The sequence below is a fragment of the Bacillus sp. TL12 genome, from assembly GCF_022625245.1.
GTDB lineage: Bacteria > Bacillota > Bacilli > Bacillales > Bacillaceae_G > Bacillus_A.
In genome coordinates this window covers 20862-39458 of sequence record NZ_JAJJBY010000035.1, presented here as the reverse complement: position 1 = coordinate 39458, position 18597 = coordinate 20862, and the positions used below count along the sequence as shown (strand labels likewise).

At 34.4% G+C, this 18597-nt stretch carries 17 protein-coding genes and 3 pseudogenes; 15 read left to right on the top strand and 5 right to left on the bottom strand.

The genetic code is table 11. The annotated features are described in order from the left end of the window. Positions 1-24: 24 nt before the first annotated feature. Positions 25-159 (top strand): annotated as a pseudogene (locus tag LOK41_RS23115) (RpiR family transcriptional regulator); the annotation flags it as partial. Positions 160-356: 197 nt separating this feature from the next. Here LOK41_RS23115 and LOK41_RS23110 read toward each other — a convergent pair. Beyond that, positions 357-515 (bottom strand): glycine zipper domain-containing protein, encoded by a 159-nt coding sequence (locus LOK41_RS23110; RefSeq protein ID WP_241818473.1) that lies wholly within the window; start codon positions 513-515, stop codon positions 357-359. A gap of 19 nt (positions 516-534) precedes the next feature. On the opposite strand from LOK41_RS23110, the pseudogene LOK41_RS23105 reads away from it, so the two are divergent. Beyond that, a pseudogene (locus LOK41_RS23105) lies at positions 535-702 on the top strand (phosphogluconate dehydrogenase (NAD(+)-dependent, decarboxylating)); the annotation flags it as partial. A gap of 137 nt (positions 703-839) precedes the next feature. Further along, complete coding sequence (locus LOK41_RS23100) at positions 840-1376, top strand: NADPH-dependent FMN reductase (RefSeq protein ID WP_241818459.1); 537 nt, start codon at positions 840-842, stop codon at positions 1374-1376. A 239-nt stretch (positions 1377-1615) separates the two neighbouring features. Here the strand turns inward: LOK41_RS23100 and LOK41_RS23095 are convergent, their stop codons facing one another. Next, complete coding sequence (locus LOK41_RS23095) at positions 1616-2038, bottom strand: DUF1801 domain-containing protein (protein WP_241818458.1); 423 nt, start codon at positions 2036-2038, stop codon at positions 1616-1618. 141 nt (positions 2039-2179) lie between these two features. Continuing rightward, on the bottom strand, positions 2180-2392 hold the full coding sequence (locus LOK41_RS23090; protein ID WP_241818457.1) for a hypothetical protein: 213 nt from the start codon (positions 2390-2392) through the stop codon (positions 2180-2182). A gap of 514 nt (positions 2393-2906) precedes the next feature. Between LOK41_RS23090 and LOK41_RS23085 the strand changes: the two genes are divergently transcribed. The 9 genes from LOK41_RS23085 (at position 2907) to hcp (ending at position 14082) form a co-directional block, all read left to right on the top strand. Continuing rightward, positions 2907-3464 carry a YdcF family protein gene (locus LOK41_RS23085; RefSeq protein ID WP_174100739.1) on the top strand — a complete coding sequence of 186 codons (558 nt, stop codon included), beginning with the start codon at positions 2907-2909 and terminating at the stop codon, positions 3462-3464. 102 nt (positions 3465-3566) lie between these two features. Further along, the gene (locus tag LOK41_RS23080; protein ID WP_241818456.1) at positions 3567-4520 is read left to right on the top strand and encodes an ABC transporter ATP-binding protein; all 954 of its coding nucleotides are present in this window, start codon (positions 3567-3569) and stop codon (positions 4518-4520) included. Positions 4521-4523: 3 nt separating this feature from the next. After that, a complete protein-coding gene (locus tag LOK41_RS23075) occupies positions 4524-6035 on the top strand; it encodes an ABC transporter permease/substrate-binding protein (protein WP_241818455.1) in 1512 nt (503 codons plus the stop codon). Positions 6036-6251: 216 nt separating this feature from the next. After that, complete coding sequence (gene arcD / locus LOK41_RS23070; RefSeq protein ID WP_241818454.1) at positions 6252-7679, top strand: arginine-ornithine antiporter; 1428 nt, start codon at positions 6252-6254, stop codon at positions 7677-7679. A 95-nt stretch (positions 7680-7774) separates the two neighbouring features. Beyond that, positions 7775-8035 carry a LemA domain protein gene (locus tag LOK41_RS23065; RefSeq protein WP_174100743.1) on the top strand — a complete coding sequence of 87 codons (261 nt, stop codon included), beginning with the start codon at positions 7775-7777 and terminating at the stop codon, positions 8033-8035. Between the two features lie 113 nt (positions 8036-8148). Next, positions 8149-9960 carry an AAA family ATPase gene (locus LOK41_RS23060; RefSeq protein ID WP_241818453.1) on the top strand — a complete coding sequence of 604 codons (1812 nt, stop codon included), beginning with the start codon at positions 8149-8151 and terminating at the stop codon, positions 9958-9960. Beyond that, positions 9950-11800 (top strand): hypothetical protein, encoded by a 1851-nt coding sequence (locus tag LOK41_RS23055; protein ID WP_241818452.1) that lies wholly within the window; start codon positions 9950-9952, stop codon positions 11798-11800. Before LOK41_RS23060 ends, LOK41_RS23055 begins: the two co-directional genes overlap by 11 nt. Positions 11801-12094: 294 nt before the next feature. After that, complete coding sequence (locus LOK41_RS23050; protein ID WP_241818451.1) at positions 12095-12691, top strand: hypothetical protein; 597 nt, start codon at positions 12095-12097, stop codon at positions 12689-12691. A gap of 104 nt (positions 12692-12795) precedes the next feature. Then, positions 12796-14082: a hydroxylamine reductase gene (gene hcp, locus LOK41_RS23045; protein WP_241818450.1), complete on the top strand. Its 1287-nt coding sequence runs from the start codon at positions 12796-12798 to the stop codon at positions 14080-14082. Positions 14083-14245: 163 nt separating this feature from the next. Here hcp and LOK41_RS23040 read toward each other — a convergent pair whose 3' ends face one another. Next, positions 14246-14734, bottom strand: coding sequence for a chromosome segregation protein (locus tag LOK41_RS23040; RefSeq protein WP_241818449.1), 489 nt, complete (start codon positions 14732-14734; stop codon positions 14246-14248). Positions 14735-15117: 383 nt separating this feature from the next. Here LOK41_RS23040 and LOK41_RS23035 point away from each other — a divergent pair, with 383 nt between their 5' ends. Beyond that, positions 15118-16452: a hemolysin family protein gene (locus LOK41_RS23035; protein WP_241818470.1), complete on the top strand. Its 1335-nt coding sequence runs from the start codon at positions 15118-15120 to the stop codon at positions 16450-16452. A 97-nt stretch (positions 16453-16549) separates the two neighbouring features. After that, positions 16550-16804: pseudogene (locus LOK41_RS23030) on the top strand (aldehyde dehydrogenase family protein); the annotation flags it as partial. Between the two features lie 57 nt (positions 16805-16861). Here the strand turns inward: LOK41_RS23030 and LOK41_RS23025 are convergent. Continuing rightward, entirely contained in the window at positions 16862-17254 is a 393-nt protein-coding gene (locus LOK41_RS23025; RefSeq protein WP_241818448.1) for a YueI family protein, read from the bottom strand. 177 nt (positions 17255-17431) lie between these two features. On the opposite strand from LOK41_RS23025, the gene LOK41_RS23020 reads away from it, so the two are divergent. Beyond that, complete coding sequence (locus LOK41_RS23020; protein ID WP_347269356.1) at positions 17432-18565, top strand: BA2291 family sporulation histidine kinase; 1134 nt, start codon at positions 17432-17434, stop codon at positions 18563-18565. Positions 18566-18597: the final 32 nt, after the last annotated feature.

The following is an 18597-nucleotide window of genomic DNA, read 5'->3' as shown; positions in this document are numbered from 1 at the left end:
CTTCTTTCAATAATTAGGTACAATAAAGCTACTATGGAACGGTTAGCTCAGCATAGTTTATTAGACACGTTATATGTGGGACTGTCATTACAGCGACAAGAAGAAACGTTAAAAAACTTACAGAGTATACGTGAAACAATTTCAATGAAGCGGATATAAAACCAGTGTATCTATTTGCACTGTTTTATGCACTCTATGAACAACTGCAAGTTTCTGATAGAGAATTGATTTTAAATGCATTTCATGGGAATCAAATGAAAGCGTCTATTTGAAGGGGAAGGAGTGTCCCTTTAAATAGACGCTTTTTTGTATGCTACAGAAGGTGTTGCTGTAAAATGAGGTTTCTTCAAATTAAGCTATTTCTTTTTGTTTATCCCAAACACTACCCCAATTGCAATACCAATTCCTATCCCTAAAGCCAGATTATCCATAAGTAAACCATAAGATACTTCTAATGCTGTTCCTATAGCTATACCGATTCCCATTGCTTCATTGCTTTGTTTATTATTAGCCAAGAGAGTATACCTCCTTTTTGTAGAGACAGCATTAGAATCACAAGCATCTGCTCCAGTTATTGCAATGTCATTGTTCATGCGTTACCGTTCTCAAGAAGATGATACATTCCACGGAAAAGTTGTTTCAGCACTTCGAAATCAGTTTGGCGGACATACTGTTGTGAAAAATAACAAATTAATAGATTAGGAGCTCATACGAAAGTATGAGTTCTTTTTGTATTTCTCATACTATTTTCTCAAGGCTTTTCCCTCTATTTACTGTATTTTGTATGGAATTTTCTGATAGTATAGAGATAGAAGCTAAAATAAAGGAGAGAAATAAACATGAAATTAGTCGTAATTAACGGAACACCGCGTAAATTTGGTAGAACACGTGTCATTGCAAAATATATTGCAGAGCAATTTGAAGGAGAGTTATATGATTTAGCAATAGAGCAATTGCCTTTATATAACGGTGAAGAATCACAACGTGAATTAGAAGCGGTAACGAAATTAAAAACATTAGTGAAAGAAGCTGACGGTGTTGTGCTTTGCACACCTGAATATCATAATGCGATGAGTGGTGCGCTTAAAAACGCATTAGATTTCTTGAGCAGCAGCGAATTTGTCCATAAGCCAGTTGCTCTTTTGGCAGTTGCAGGCGGCGGAAAAGGCGGTATAAACGCGCTTAATAGTATGCGTATTGTCGCACGAGGTGTATATGCGAATGCAATTCCTAAACAAGTTGTATTAGACGGCTTATATGTGCAAGATGGTGAGCTTAGTGAAGATGCAAAACCGATAATCCACGATCTTTTCAAAGAATTAAAAGCATATATGAGTGTATATAAAGAAGTGAAAAAGCAATTAGGTGTTGAGTGATAAGCATCTAGTGTGCTGTGAATCCCCATGATGAACCTTTAAGGGCTAGTGGTCTATAATCCATTGGCTCTTGGATAAGTGTGAAAACGCTTCCAATGATTTCGATTCACATAAGCGTAATGTAAACAAATGATTGGTTAGAAAAACTATTATTTGGAAATGTTTTCTATTAAACAACAGGTATTTTGACTTATATTCAAAACACCTGTTGTTTAATTCATTTGATTGCTATACACACATTAATGATTTGGATACGTCTCTTGCAAAAAACTTACAGATTGTTTAATTAGCGCTTTTAGAACATTGATATCAATATCTGCTAATTTGTTAATGTATATACACGCTTTTCCAGATGTGTGTTTTCCAAAGTCTTTTAATAGCTCTTCTCGCTCAGGATCACCAGTTGCAAAATATAAACTAATTTTCGCCTTGCGAGGGGAAAATCCTACTAATGGGGCATCTCCTTCATGACCAGATGCATATTTATAATGATAAGTACCAAATCCAATTATACTTGGGCCCCACATCTTTGCTGGATAACCTGTTGTTTCAGTAAAGATATCTAATAACTGATATGCGTCTTCTCGTTTTTTTAGGCTATCAACACTTTCAATGAACTCGATTACACTATTGTTGGTTTCAGTTGTTTTGAGTTTATACATAAGAGCATCGCCCCCTTTTTAGATATAAGTTTTATTACATATTTTATTATAATACATACAGGATCCCATGTATTCTTAAAAGAAATAGAAGCTTTTGAATAAAAGTTTATTTTCTCTTTTCACCAAAAAAATAACACAAAATTATTTCATTTCATCTAACTTATCTTTTTTTCTAAGTAAATTTGCTTTTGTTACACCTTTAGAGATAATAAATAAAAATAAGTTAACTAAAACTAAAATGACATCTATACAAATGACCCAAGAATCATTTCTTATAAAAGAATTGATTATAACCAATAGTAATAAGCTAATTCCTGAAATTAAACGTACTGTGTTTTGTTCTATTTTTAACATAAAATCATCTCCTTTTCACCATATTACAATGATTTTAACTTTATTTATATATAAGAAATCACAGATGTTATAAATAGATACACTAAATGTAACCTTTTATCCTAAATGAACGGGCAGAAATATATGCCCTTCAAGATGCAAGGGGCAATAAGGAAGTTAGGGAGATAGAGCTTTTACGGCCAGTGGGAGAGCTACACGCTGACTAAAGTTTCATATTATTTTGATACCTATAAAATGCGTTGGAAATAAGGAGAAACTTCCAACAAATCCATTGTATGACGAGAGAGAAAATACAAAATCTATAAGGGAACCATATAAAAAGAGGATGTGAAACAAAATGGGAAAAACAAAAGCATTAGGTTCAGCGAAACATAAAGGAAACCAAACTCAGTGCCATACATCTTCTAAAAAGGGGCGTAATGCTCAAAACGCAGGACAACGCAGTCACTAAAAAACACTTCTGTCTCCCTTTCTTTTTCTATATAATATAAAGAAAGGGAGTGTAAGCTTATATATGAACAAATGGATACTACTTGTTATGTTGTTATTTCCACCACTATGTATGATGTATATGACATATCGAATGAAAAAAGTTGCTTATGAAAAAGTAAGTGATAACGCTCCATATGTAATAATTTTAGGTGCAAAATTATTTGGGGATAAACCATCTTTATCTCTTCAAAACCGTTTAGATGTAGCCTTAATGTATTTAAATTCTCATCCAGAGGCAAAAGTAATTGTTTCTGGAGGGCAAGGAGAAGATGAGGATATTCCTGAAGCACACAGTATGCGAAATTATTTAATACAACATGGGATTGAAGAGGAGCGTATTTTCATTGAGGATCGTTCGACAAGTACTTATGAAAATTTAAAGTTTAGCATGGATCTATACCATGTAACGCACGCGGTAGTTGTGAGTAATACATATCATCTATATCGAACAAAAATTATTGCTAAGCGTTTAGGAATGAAAATGGAATCGCTCGCAGCACCAACGCCAAGGCGTTCAAAGAAGAAAGCATATATGCGTGAGTATGCAGCGATTATTAAAACAACATTATTCGACCATTAGAGCTCAAATAAGGGCTCTTTTTTATGAGGAAAAAGCGTATTATTTGAAAAGAAAGCAAGATTCTATCAGAATGAAAGAAACAACAATAAGGGAGTTGTATTTGTGATACGATTTAATCATGTGTCAAAAGCATATGAAGATGGTACGAAAGCAGTAGATTCATTACATTTAGAGATTAAAAAAGGAGAATTTTTCGTTCTCATCGGTCCGAGTGGTTGTGGAAAAACAACAACGATGAAAATGATTAATCGTTTAATTGAAACGACAGAAGGTTCAATTTTTATCGACGGCAAAGACATTCAAGATTACAATATCCATGAACTACGTTGGGATATTGGGTACGTTCTGCAACAAATCGCATTGTTTCCGCATATGACAATTGCTGAAAATATTGCGATTGTACCTGAAATGAGGAAATGGAGTAAAGAAAAAGTTCGGGAGCGTGTGGATGAGTTACTTGATATGGTTGGATTAGATCCGGATGTGTATCGAAATCGTATGCCTGATGAATTATCTGGTGGACAAAAGCAGCGTGTGGGAGTTGTACGAGCATTGGCTGCCAACCCAAAAATCGTTCTGATGGATGAACCATTCAGTGCACTAGATCCATTAAGCCGAGAGCAGTTGCAAAAGGATATTGTAAAATTACAGAAAAAAATTCAAAAAACAATTGTATTTGTGACACATGATATGCAAGAAGCGTTAACACTTGGTGATCGTATTTGTGTGATGAGAAAAGGAAAAATTGTTCAATTAGATACACCGGAAGGAATCATACATAACCCAGTAAATGATTTTGTGGAAGAATTTATTGGAAATCGTGTTCGCCCTTGGTACGAAGGGAAGAGTATTGAAGATGTATTGCCTCTAGCGAGTGATAGACAAGTAGACAATGATGCCTTATCTCTCTCCCTACATGATTCACTACAAGAAGCATTGATACGTTTGGAAGCAGAAGAGGCAATCCCGATTGAAAGAGAGGGGCAATATGTAGGGACATTAACGAGCCGTCATATTGTGGCGTATTTGGCTAGACAAATGAAGGAGAGGGGGTAAATCGTGTCCATATTATTACAAACGTTCCAAGAACGAAAGTTGGAATTACTTCATGCGCTGATTGAGCATTTGCAAATTTCACTTATTTCTTTATTTTTTGCGGTGATGATTGCCGTCCCGCTCGGTATTTGGTTAACGAGAAGAGAGCGCATTGCTGAGTTTATTATAGGCACCTCTGCTATTATGCAAACAATTCCTTCATTAGCTTTACTTGGGCTTTTAATCCCGCTCGTTGGCATTGGAAAGGTTCCAGCAATTATCGCACTAGTTGTATACGCACTATTACCCATTTTACGAAATACATATACGGGCATTCGTAAGTTAGACGCATCGCTTATTGAAGCAGCAAGAGCGATGGGAATGAATAGTTTTAGAAGATTATGGAGAGTAGAACTACCGCTAGCGTTACCAATTATAATGGCTGGAATTCGTACAGCAATGGTACTAATTGTTGGAACAGCTACATTAGCTGCTTTAATAGGAGCTGGAGGGCTTGGAAAGCTTATTTTACTCGGTATAGATCGAAATGACCATGCTCTTATCGTTTTAGGAGCTGTACCAGCCGCGTTGTTAGCTTTATTCTTTGATGGAGTACTTCGAATGTTTGAGAGCACGAGACGCTCTCCTAAGCGAATTATATTGGCAATATGTATTATCGCTGTAGTTATAGTTGCACCATTTCTTTGGAATACGCAAAAGAAAGATATTGTGATTGCTGGAAAGCTTGGATCTGAACCAGAAATTTTAATTCAAATGTATAAGCAGTTAATCGAGCAAGATACGGATTTAGATGTAGAATTGAAACCAGGACTTGGAAAAACAGCGTTTGTTTTTGAAGCTTTAAAATCAGGAGAAATTGATATATATCCTGAATTTTCGGGGACTGCTTTATCTACTTTTGTAAAAGAAGATCCAAAAAGTACAAATCGTCAAGAAGTATATGAACAAGCACGCCAGGGGATGGAAAAGAAATATCATATGGTGATGCTTAAGCCGATGGAATATAACAATACATATGCACTTGCAATGCCGAAGAACGTTGCAGAGCAGTATAATGTGAAAACAGTCTCAGATTTACGAAATGTTGCAGCAAATGTAAAAGCTGGATTTACGTTAGAATTTGCAGATCGGGAAGATGGGTATAAAGGGATGCAAAAGTTATATAACTTCCAGTTTACAAATGTTAAAACAATGGAACCAAAGTTACGTTATAGTGCAATAGAATCTGGAGATGTTACTGTCATTGATGCTTATTCTACTGACAGTGAGCTTGAACAATATGGACTACAAGTATTAGAAGATGATAAAGCGCTATTCCCACCTTACCAAGGAGCTCCTTTATTAAGAGAAGAAACGCTTGATAAATATCCTGAACTTGAAAAGACATTAAATAAACTTGCTGGAAAAATATCAGATGAAGATATGAGAAAAATGAATTATGAAGTTAATGTAAATGGTAAAAGTGCAGAAAAAGTAGCGAGGGAATTTTTGGAAAAAGAGAGATTGATTCATTAATATTTACAAAAAATATACAAATTAATGACTGATAATTGACCGTTCATAATAAAATGAACGGTTTTTTGTGCATACTTATACATTTTTTCAAAAAAGTATTCCCTTTTTGTTCATTTTCTTTTAGAATAAGTAATGTTTTCCTGAAAAAATATAATAGAAACGTCTATTAGAGAAAAAGGTGACTTTAATAGTTGAACGGATAACATAACACCTAGAATGACAGATGGGGTGGTACCGATAGAAAAGAAATTAGGATTTTTTCCATTAATCGCATTAGTAGTAGGAACAATGGTTGGCGGTGGTGTTTTTAGTTTACCACATGATTTAGCAGTAGGTGCAAATAGTGGCGCAACAATAATTGGATGGTGTATTACAGCGATGGGAATGATTCCCCTTGCGCTTGTATACCAAACGTTAGCAAGACAAAAGCCAGAGCTTGAAGGTGGAATTTATAGTTATGCACGCGCAGGGTTCGGTGAATATATCGGGTTTAACAGTGCATGGGGATACTGGCTTGCAGGAATTTTAGGAAACGTAGCTACGATCATGTTATTGTTTAGTACACTTGGATATTTTTTTCCTATTTTTAAGGGAGGAAACAACGTTGCATCCATCGTTGGTGCATCTCTTTTATTATGGACACTTCACTTCCTTATTTTAATTGGAATTCGTGAAGCATCTATTATGAACTTTGTTGCAACAATTGGAAAATTAGTTCCAATTTTATTATTTATTGTAGTTATGGTTACAGCATTTCGTTGGGATACATTTACACATGATTTTTGGGGAGAGGGAACCGTTTCTATTTCTTCTGTCCTTGGTCAAGTGAAGAATACGATGCTTGTTACACTTTGGGTATTTATCGGTGTGGAAGGAGCAGTCGTGTTATCGGGTAGAGCAAAAAATAGTCGTGATGTTGGGAAAGCAACAGTTGTTGGATTAATTTTAGTTATGTCGATTTATATTTTAATCTCGGTCCTTTCCATGGGGGCTATGACAAGGCAAGAACTCTCCATGTTAGAAACGCCTTCAATGGGACATGTATTAGAACATGTTGTTGGACCTTGGGGCGCATTTGCAATTAATATTGGATTAGTTGCTTCACTTGTTGGGACATTAATTGGCTGGTTCTTGCTCGTTTCTGAAATTTCTCACGTGGCAGGGAAAGATGGTGTATTTCCGAAAGTCTTTAAGAAGACAAATAAAAAACAGACACCACATGCTGCATTATGGATTTCAAATGGTGTCGCACAAGTGTTATTTATAATTGTTTTGTTTTCGGAATCAACGTATCAAATCATGTATTTTATCGCGTCTACATCTATTTTACTTCCGTACCTATTATCAGCACTGTATCAGTTGAAATTAGTTGTAACGAAGGAACTGAAACATACGAGGTTGAAGAATGGAATACTTGCTTCAATTGCCTCATTATATTCTGTATGGTTGATTTATGCAGCAGGCTTGAAAAACTTATTACTTGTCTCAATCGTATATGGGATTGGACTTATTGTTTATATGTTTGCTCGAAAAGAAAAAGGCAATCGCTGTTTTTCAGGTATGGAGAAATATGTTATGGCTGTAATTGTAATTGCAGCAGCAGTGTCACTTTATATGCTTGCAACAGGTACTATCAAAATGTAAAAAGTCCTCCTGAAGGACTTTTTTTCTTTGTATACAAGGAATTTTATTTTATTCACAGAATATCTAATATATAAGATGTTTTAGGAGGGATGAGAATGGAAGAAAAAGAACAACTGTTAAGAATTATGGAATTGGCAAGTGATTTGCGAAAAGTATTAGTGCAAGAATCATTTTTTAATCATCATCCCGAACTACGTGGAGCAATTGAAAATTTGGCTGGTTCTGTGGAGACTTTAGCAAGTCTGCAGCATAATAAAGATGAAAATGCCGAGGATAAATTACGATATGTACTTGCTAAAATGAAAATTGCTAACAATGCGATTATGCAGGAGAAAAAGGCTTTTCCTTCTCATTAATATAAGTTTTACTTTTGGTAACCTGACGTATTCCGTCAGGTTTTTTTATTTCTAGTTTACCCTTACAGTTCATACAATAAGAACAGCATGGAAAAAAAAGAAGGTGAGTCGTATTGAAGTTACATAAAGCTCTCCATTCAAGTTTTATAAAACGGATGTACCACATGAGATTTCTTGGGAAGTTTGTTGAAGGTGAGGAGAAGAAAAAAGATACGTTTTCGGTACAATGTCTTTCACAAATCCCTCCAATCTTGAAATCGCAATTTGAAGGCGAAACATATTTGTTTGAAGGGCTATATGCAAACAAAAAAAATGAGAGAACCTTTGCGGACTTGAAGAAAAAAAAGTTAGAAAAACAATTAGTATTGTTTCGCCTTTATTATGAAAGGGGCAACTTGTATGTTGAATTAATATGTACAGAAGAGCGGGAGATTGCGGATGCATATAGGATCGTTCCATCACCAAGGTTAGCAGGATATAAAAATAGAGAATCTTTAGAGCGAAAACTGGGAAATGGATATTTATCGTTCCTTATTCCTAAATTTCCACACGATTTCGAAGTACCCGAGTTGTTATGGTATGAAGGTAGATTATATGGAAATTTATCATTAAAAGCATCCATTAGTTCAATTGCATATTGTGAACAAAAAAAAGAATGTAAGTACATTGAAATTAATGATTGGAACCAGTATATAGAAGTGAAAGCAGATGATCAGTTGTATTTTGTACGAGAAAATATGTATGATCAGCTTCTAAAGAAAATCATAGAAGAAGGAAAAAGAGTGGAAGTAGTAGATATAAAAGTACAAAAAGAAGACCAAGAATGGAATGAACGTGAATCTACATTTATACAGTATGTACAGGATGTAATCAATAATAAAGGATTGTATTTAGATGCTACGGATATTTTTAATTTTCATATTAGCGTAAAAACAAATCTGTTAACAATTCTTGCTGGTATTCCGGGAATCGGAAAATCACGATTTGTGCAGGCGTATGCCGAAGCATTAGGGTTAACATATGGGGAAGAATTATTATGGATTCCAATTTCTCCATCTTATCAAGAGCCACACGATATACTAGGCTATCTGCATCCAAATGGAACATATATCGAGAGTGAAACGAAGTTAGTTCGAACATTATTAAAAGCATATGAAAATCCGAATCAACTTTATATGATTGTATTTGATGAAATGAATATGTCACATATTGAACATTGGTTTACACCATTCTTATCCATTCTTCAATTAGAAAAGAAAAATCGTATCCTTTCTTTATATGAGGAAGGAAATGAGATAGAAAATATAGTTCCATCAAAAATTGAAATTGGTGAAAATATTATTTTTATCGGAACTGTGAATTTTGATGAAACAACGAAAGAATTATCGGATCGCTTATTAGATCGAGCAAACCTCATTACACTTCAAAAAATTCCATTCTGTGAAATCGATATGCAGCAAAATCAAAGGATACAAATCCCGCCATTGCAAGTTACAACAGGAGAATTTCGTATGAATTGGTTACGAAATAAAGAGATGATGGATGTGTTTTCTGAAGAAGAATTAGAACTACTAGACAAATTACATGGCTTAATATCATCACATGACGCATCGAAAGGTGTTTCTTTTCGATGTGCCGCTGCGATTGCAACGTATTTGCAAAATATCCCTCGAAAAGATAATCAGTCTTATATGATTAGCCGAGAAGAAGGTTTTGATTTACAAGTAAAACAGCGTGTTTTAACAAAATTACGTGGTACGGAAATGACAATTGGTCCCCTTCTTCGTGAAGATGAAAAGAAAGGACTATCGCTAGTAGCATTGTTGCAATCACCACTTGCGAATTGCGTTTCTGCATTCGAACATTCTCTAACCTATATAAAAGAAAAACGACGGGAATTGGAGTTGTATGGGTATGCCAAATGAGGAGCAACATGAGACGGAAATTGTAGACACAAAAGATAAGCTCCCGTTTGTATTAAAATTAATTATTGGAACCGAAGGGAAGGGAGACTTTGTATTTTTGAATCGCCTTTGTAAACACTCGATAACAATGGCGCATTGTGTTTATAAAGTGCAAGAATTAAAAGCATTACGCTTGATGTTACATTGCCAAAAGCCGCTTCGTGTCACTTTTATATGGAATAAAGTGTATGAAGGGAAAAAAGACAAGAAAGAATGGCAATATGAATTGCATGAAAAAAAACAAAAAGTAGTATTATATGAACATGGAAAAACAGATTTTTTTTATCCTTGGCGCTGCGGTTTGTATCACTTTGAGGTGCAAGTGGAAGAAGGCGTATATTATGGAGCGTTTCAAATTGTTCCAAAAAATTTTGTTGATGATCAATTCGAAACGATTCAAAATTATGTGAAATCAATTTTGAATGAAATTATGTTAGACCGTGGTTATTATAAAAAGACATTCTCAACACTAATTGATATTGAAGATTCTTCTTATTTAATGCTACTTCGAATGCTGCCACAGAAAATGAAAAAAATAAAACAACTGTATAAAAAAATTGAAGAAAACACAAGGTATGTGCATAGTTATCAGTGGGAAATAAGGGAACGAAAAGCGACGATGAAAAGTGTGATAATGAGCGAGAAAAAGCCTTATGCTAAGCATTATAACCGTAGATTTATAGAACAAATAGATAGTTTGGAGAATGCTTTTCTGAAATTTACAACGAAACAGTTTTATCAATATTTGCTTGAAGCGCAGACTTTCTTACAAAAGACAATTGAAATATTAGAACGAGCAACGCATACAAAAAAAGAGGAATATCAATCTGTGAAAACAATTATGAAAACTATTGAAAGAAACGGATCTGTAACAGACAGGGAGAAGCAAAAATATCGGAATATTCATTTGCTGAAAGAGGCAGACTTACGGAAAGCGTCCGTGAAAATACAAGAGTATAAAATTTTAAATCATATTGTACATCAAGCTGTACTGTACTTTCGGAATTTGTTGAATTCTTCATTCTGGAGAGGAGTTTCTGAAAAAACAAATATAACTATGCATGCTTTACCTGTTACACACAGGCAACTATTATATCATTTAGAGTTTCTACCACGTTATAATCAACAATCTCCAGCTTTATTATTTGTTTATAAACCCACGTTTTTAGTGTATGAATATTATGCATTTTTTATCGTCATTTCTCTATTGCAACAGTTAGAATTTAAAGATGAAATTCCACTGCGTGAACAAATTCAAACCTATTTTTACTTGGATGGTTTACAAGACGGCACGACAATTGTTTTAAATCGGGAAAACATCCAAATCCATGTAGCGTTTAATGATCTTATTGAAACGCATCCGCTCATTGCACTTAGTAAAGGCAGTCATTTTTATAATGGAGAAGATACGAAAAAGCCAGACATTCGTCTAGATTGTTATGTGAAGCAAGGGAAACGTTATGAGTACCAATCGTCTATTATTATTGAAGTGAAATATAGTCCAATGTTTAATATTTTTCAGCCTGTTGGTAATACAAAAGCAACAGAGCAAATGTACAAATATTGGTCCATTAAGTATGTGGAAGAACAAGATGGAAAACGTATTTTTCACCGAAGGGCAATCCATGAAGTGATTTGTGTATACCCAGGCAGTCATATGCATGGGAAGAAAATAGAAGCTGGTTGCGGAGTCTTTTTGCAATTATATCCATATAAAACGAAGCAAGGAGAAGAGAAATTAGCTGGAAAACACGGTCTTGTGCAAATTTTTGAAAAGTGGTTAAAAAATATTGGAACATGAAAAGAAATCCTCTTCTGTGGAAAGGATTTTTTTTTGTGTACTTTATATGAAGTGTGAGACATACACTGTATGAATAAAGATAGTGTAACATTCGGGTGTTTCTAATGAATGTAAAGTATGTTTTGTTATTGTAAAAATTTCACATAAATTCACAACCGGAATAGGAGATCGTTTTATTTTATAGAATGTATGATGAAGGGAATATTTTTAGGTTGCATACGAAGGTTTGTTCTTATATGATAGAAGGTGAAAGCGTTATCAAAAATAGAGCGGCGATGGGAGAGGCGGGGAAATATGTTCCAGCGTGTTCAAACAAAGGAAGAACATTTTTGGTTCGAGCAACTGTGGGGAGATTTTTGTGAAGAGAGAGATTTAATGTTTGTAGAACGTAATTTAAATCCATCACGATTTTTATTAATAGAAGGTGGGCATGCAATCGGTACAGTAGAGTGTATTCGATATACAACACCTGAACATTCTAATTCTGAGTTTTTCTATCCGTTTTCTGAAAATGAGCTGGTGAAAGGCCTAAAAAATGTTTATGAAATAGGGAAATTAAGTATTGTGAAAACGTCGCGCGGGAGAGGACATTTCAAAAGGTTAACAGCTATTTTATTTATACATGCCTTAGAAATGAGAGCTGAGTGGTATATTGCTGTTGTTACAAAAAGAATGTATATGTATTTACTTACACTTGGTTTTCCAATTGAGCCTATTGATGACCCGTTTCCTTTTCATGATACATTGCAAGGGGTACCTGTTCGGATTCATGCTCGGAAAGGATTAACACATTTGTATTCTTTAAAAGAATTTCGAGATGTTATTCAAGGGAATGCTCATGCTCAGGCGTTAATAAAAGAAAACAGTAAAAATATTATGTTAACAAGATGATGTGTCACAAATTTTTATAAATTATTGTGATTGATATCACATCCTTTTTTCTTCATGTATATTACGATTTAGTTGTAATGATTGATTAGGAAAGGGTGGGGGATATGTTTTGCTATCAATGTGAACAAACGCCAACGGGCGGATGTAAAGTAATTGGCGTTTGCGGGAAAAATGAAACAATTGCAAGTTTACAAGATACAATTGTATTTGGATTAAAAGGAATTGCTGCTTACCGTACCCATGCTGCCCAGCTTGGGTACACGGACTCATTTGTAGATGCTACAACTCATGAAGCGTTATATATGACATTAACGAATTCTAACTTTAATGAACAAGAGCATATTGATATGGCTATGAAAGTTGGAAAATCAGCTTTACGGGTGATGGAGTTGTTAGATGAGGCACATACGAATCATTTTGGTATTCCAGAACCTGTTCAAATTACACAAAACCGTGTAGAAGGTAAGGCAATTGTTGTTACGGGCCATAATTTATTTGCATTAGAGGAATTATTGAAGCAAACAGAAGGAAAAGGAATTAATATTTATACGCATTCGGAAATGTTGCCAGCACATGGATATCCACAGCTGAAAAAATATAAACATTTAAAAGGAAATATTGGTAAAGCATGGTATGATCAGAGACGTCTCTTTGAAAAATTTACCGGCGCAATTTTAGCTACAACGAACTGTGTGATGCCAATTAAAGGTTCATATTCAGATCGCTTCTTTTCGTATGATATTGCAGGCCTTGAGGGTGTACAAAAAATTGAAAATGAAGATTTTGCGCCATTGATCAAAAAAGCACTAGAGCTTCCAGAAGTACATATGGAGTCGGATGAACAGCTCGTAACAGGTTTTCATCACAATACAGTATTATCATTAGCACCAGAAATTATCCAGGCGGTAAGAGAAGGGAAAATTAAGCGCTTTTTTGTCATCGCAGGTTGTGATGCTCCAGGTAAAGGCGGCGAGTACTATCGTGAATTAGCAACGTCACTTCCACAAGAAACGGTTATCTTAACAACTTCATGCGGGAAATTCCGTTTTAATGATGTGGAATATGGTGTGGTACCAGGTACGGAAATCCCACGTTACATTGATCTAGGACAATGTAATAATTCTATCGCTACAATAAAAATAGCAGCGGCTTTAGCTGATGCTTTTCAATGTGAAGTGAATGAATTACCAGTTAGAATTGTTTTATCTTGGTTTGAACAAAAAGCGGTAGCAATTTTACTTGGACTATTTAGCCTTGGAATTCAAGATATTCGTATCGGTCCAAAGGCACCTGAATTTATTTCACCTGGTGTGCTTAATGTATTACAAGAAACATTTGGTTTAAAACTTATTACAACTGCAGCAGAAGATATGGATATGATGTTATCGTAACAAAAAGGATGTCTTGTAATGAGACATCCTTTTTGTTATAAAGTAAAATTCCAATGATTGGAAGGTTTTTCGTTTGTCACCTCAATTGGATTACATAAAAAAGCGCATGATAAGTGACTAGGGGGAGTCAAGTATCATGCGCGAACCAACGTTTGAAAAAGAACTAAAATCCAAATATACTTAAAATCATTTTGCGACGTTTTGGTTTTTCTTTTCGTTCATAAGTTGGTGCGATATCAGTTTTGATATCAGGTGTGATGTAAAGTGGTTCTTCTTTTTCAAGAGCAGCCTCTAATTGTTGAATTCTATTCATCATTTCTTCCATTTCTCTGCGATGTTGTAGCAATTGATAATTGACGACGTCATCTGCTTTATCTTGCATTTTTTCTTCTATATGATTTAAACGGTGTGTAATTGTATTTAATTGTGTAACAAATTTTTCGAAATCAATTGATGATTCTGTAGCTAGTGGTGAAGTTTGTTCGATTTGAGTACGATGATATTCTAACATTTTATCTAAGTCCTCTTGAGTGAAAATAAAATGGCCGTATTTATTTTTTTCTATATTGAGATTCAATTGTTGTGCAATCCGAACCACTGCCTTTGGGCTAACACCTAACTTCTTCGCAATAACGGGCGTTTTATATTCCAAGGTAAATCCCTCCTATATATATCCTGTTGAATGATTTCGGTGTAGAAAGTCTCTTCCCTGCATGGATGACAAAAGAAGTGAGGAATCGGCAAAGAAAGTGTTTTTTCACGAGAATTAGTTTTTAAGCATATAAATACTTGAAAAAAGAGAGAAAAATGTCTATTTTTTGTAATGATTCCTGTTTGGCGGAAACAAGAAAATTAGATTATCATAAATATAATTATCTTTTTATGTGTGCATATAATGTATAAAAAGGTGATAGCGAATGTAGAAACTTGTAAGATGATAAGAAGAGCTTTTTTGTTTGAATAAATTTGTAGGAGGTGGCTTCCTTGCTTACAGGATAAGTAAGGAAAACGTATTTGGACATATATAGTATAAGTATGGTGATTGTTTTGATTGCCTTAACTGCATTTTTTGTTGCAGCTGAATTTGCAATTGTGAAAATAAGAAGTTCGCGCATCGATTCTTTGATTGCAGAAGGGAATAAACGAGCAGCTTCTGTGAAAACAGTCATTACAAACTTAGACGAGTATTTATCTGCTTGTCAATTGGGGATTACAGCTACAGCTCTTGGACTCGGGTGGTTAGGAAAACCAGCGCTAAAGCATATGTTTGACTCGCTCTTTGCAAGATGGGAAGTGCCTCCCCAGGTTTCTGATATTTTAGCTGTGACTCTAGTGTTTATGTTCATTACTTTTTTCCATGTTGTTGTGGGAGAATTGGCACCCAAAACATTGGCAATTCAAAAAGCAGAACAAGTGAGTTTACTTGTTGCGAAACCGCTTATGCTCTTTTATCGAATTACTTTTCCGTTTATATGGCTTTTAAATGGATCAGCCCGATATGTAGCAAGAATATTTGGTTTAGAAACTGAAAAAGAGCACGAAGAAGTCCATTCGGAAGAAGAATTACGATTTTTAATGTCAGAAAGTTATAAAAACGGTGAGATTAATCAATCTGAATTTAAATATGTAAATAAAATCTTTGAATTTGACGATCGTATTGCAAAAGAAATTATGGTGCCGCGAACAGAAATGCATATTTTAGATAAAGGTACGTCTGTTACAGAGGCGTTGCAAAAAATGTCCGATGAGAAATATACAAGGTATCCAGTTGTAGATGGAGATAAAGACCATGTTATTGGTTTTGTAAACTTTAAAGATATTTTCACAGATTTTGTGAAACATAGTAATTTTAGTAAAGAAACAGTAGAGCAGTATACTCGTCCCATTATACTTGTCATTGAATCGATTGCGATTCATGATTTATTTTTAAAAATGCAACGAGAGCGCACACATATTGCTATATTAATTGATGAATATGGCGGAACATCGGGTCTTGTAACGGTCGAAGATATATTAGAAGAAATTGTTGGTGACATTCAAGACGAATTTGATATAGATGAAAAACCAGAAATTCAGCATATTAGTGAAACGAAAACAATTTTAGAAGGAAAAGTGCTTGTTAGTGAAGTGAACGCATTATTAAGTTTATCGATTGATGATGATGACATTGATACAATTGGTGGATGGATTTTAACGAAGCATCTAGAAATTGTAGAAGGTGACATTGTTGAAATTGAAGATTATAATTTTTGTGTGAAAGAATTGGATGGCCACTATATCAAACAGATAGAAGTGACAAAACGAGCAGTTCCCATTTTAATTTCAGAAACCGAAAAACGAGTAGCATTACAAGAACAAATAAGCTCGTAAACTCTGCATATAGCAGAGTTTTTTAGTTGGTAAAATGTTTTTATATGAAAAGAGGCATGCTACAATAAAAACAAGTTAGCTCTTTAATTAGGTGAAGTTTGAAGAAGCATTAGAAATGGTAAATAACTCACAGTATAGCTTGCAGGCCGGAGTATTTACAAATGATTTAACAGCAGCAATACGTGCAATTGATGAACTAGCGGTAGGAGGTGTCAAGATTAATGACATTCCAACATCCCGATTGGATCATATGCCGTATGGTGGAGAAAAAAAGAGCGGGACAGGTCGTGTAGGAATTAAATATGCGATTGAAGACATGAAAGAGATGAAACTAAGCTGTAATAAAAAATAAATATAAATAAAAGGTACATTTGCTATTTGGGCAAGTGTACCTTTTATTTATAGGGGATTATTTCATCTCTTGTTTAAAAATAGAATCTTCAACATAGATTTGTTCTTTATCTATCGCTGTACTATGCGCAAGAACTAAACCGATTGGTGTATGTGTACCTTTATTTTGAACGATTGTAAAAGGTACATTTTTTTCATTTGCCAATTTAATGTATTTTGATAAATGTGGGTAAGCGATGCTGCCGTTTACATATAGTTGTAATGATTGAGAAGTGCGCATACTATGAGCTACTTCTGTGTAAACATTGCTTTGCATCACTTGACCGATTGTTAAAGCGATTTCTACACGCTCACGCAATGTGCTTAAGTACATATTGCGTTCTTCTGGTTTGTTTTGCTTTTGGCCATGAATGCCCTCTTGGAGATAATCTTCCACATTTTTATTTACCATATTTTTCACACCTTTCATATCTTATTGTACGCAAGAAATGAAAAGGATGCAAAAAAGTCATTTTCAATATTGTATTTAAATTAACTTTATCAACAGAAATTAACAAAATGTGACAACAATCTCTTAACGAAACTTATTTTTTGTGTTAATATTCAAAATATATAGGGTATACGTCGCATGGAAATGGAGGGAATGGGGGTTTTTCCAATCGATAAGGATATTAAAGAAGTATTTTGTTCGCACTTGAAAAACAATAGGCACCAATTCGTAGAGAACTGGAAAAACAAAATGATAATTTCCGAGAAAGATCCATTTAAGCAAGAAGTAGTCCGGAATGGAGCAGATTTATTAGAGTTAATTATTGAACTTATTATGGAAGATAAGGATATAGCTCAGCTACAGCCGTTATGTGAAAAAATTGCAATTGAGCGTGCAGGGGCAGATGCTAATATTGGAGATTTCGTCTATAACGCGAATGTAGGAAGAAATGAACTATTTGAAGCAATGTGCGAATTAGATGTTAGGGCTCGGGAATTAAAACCAATTATGACAAAAATACATACTTGTTTTGACAAACTAATTTATTATACGGTTTTAAAATACTCGGAAATTATATCGAGAAATTTAGAGGAAAAACAGCAATATATAAATGAAACCCATAAAGAAAGATTGACAATTTTGGGACAAATGTCAGCGAGTTTTGTTCATGAGTTTCGCAATCCATTAACCTCAATTATGGGGTTTGTTAAATTATTGAAATTAGATCATCCCAATTTATCATATTTAGATATCATTTCACACGAATTAGACCAATTAAATTTCCGTATTTCGCAATTTTTACTTGTTTCAAAAAAAGAAATGTGGAATGAATCTGAACAATTTTGGCTAAATGATTTGTTTCATGATATTATTCATTTCTTATATCCAAGTCTAGTTAATTCGAATGTTTCAATTGAAAAAAACTTACCGTACCCTATTTCATTTGTAGGATACCGTAGTGAAGTGAGGCAAGTTTTCTTAAATATTTTAATGAACTCAATCGATGCTCTCGAAGTGATAAAAGAAGATCGTAAAATTATTATCGATGCGTGTGAAGAGGAAGAGAGGATTCATATTGTTATTAAAAATAATGGGCCAATGATTCCGGCAGAAAGTATTGAAACGATCTTTGAACCATTTGTTACGACAAAGAAATTAGGAACGGGTATCGGTTTGTTTGTATGTAAACAAATTGTTGAAAAGCATAATGGATCGATTATGTGTCGCTCTGATTCAGAATGGACAGAATTTCATATTTCATTTCAAAAATAAAGAAGAAAAGTCTATACCAAGAGAGAATGGTA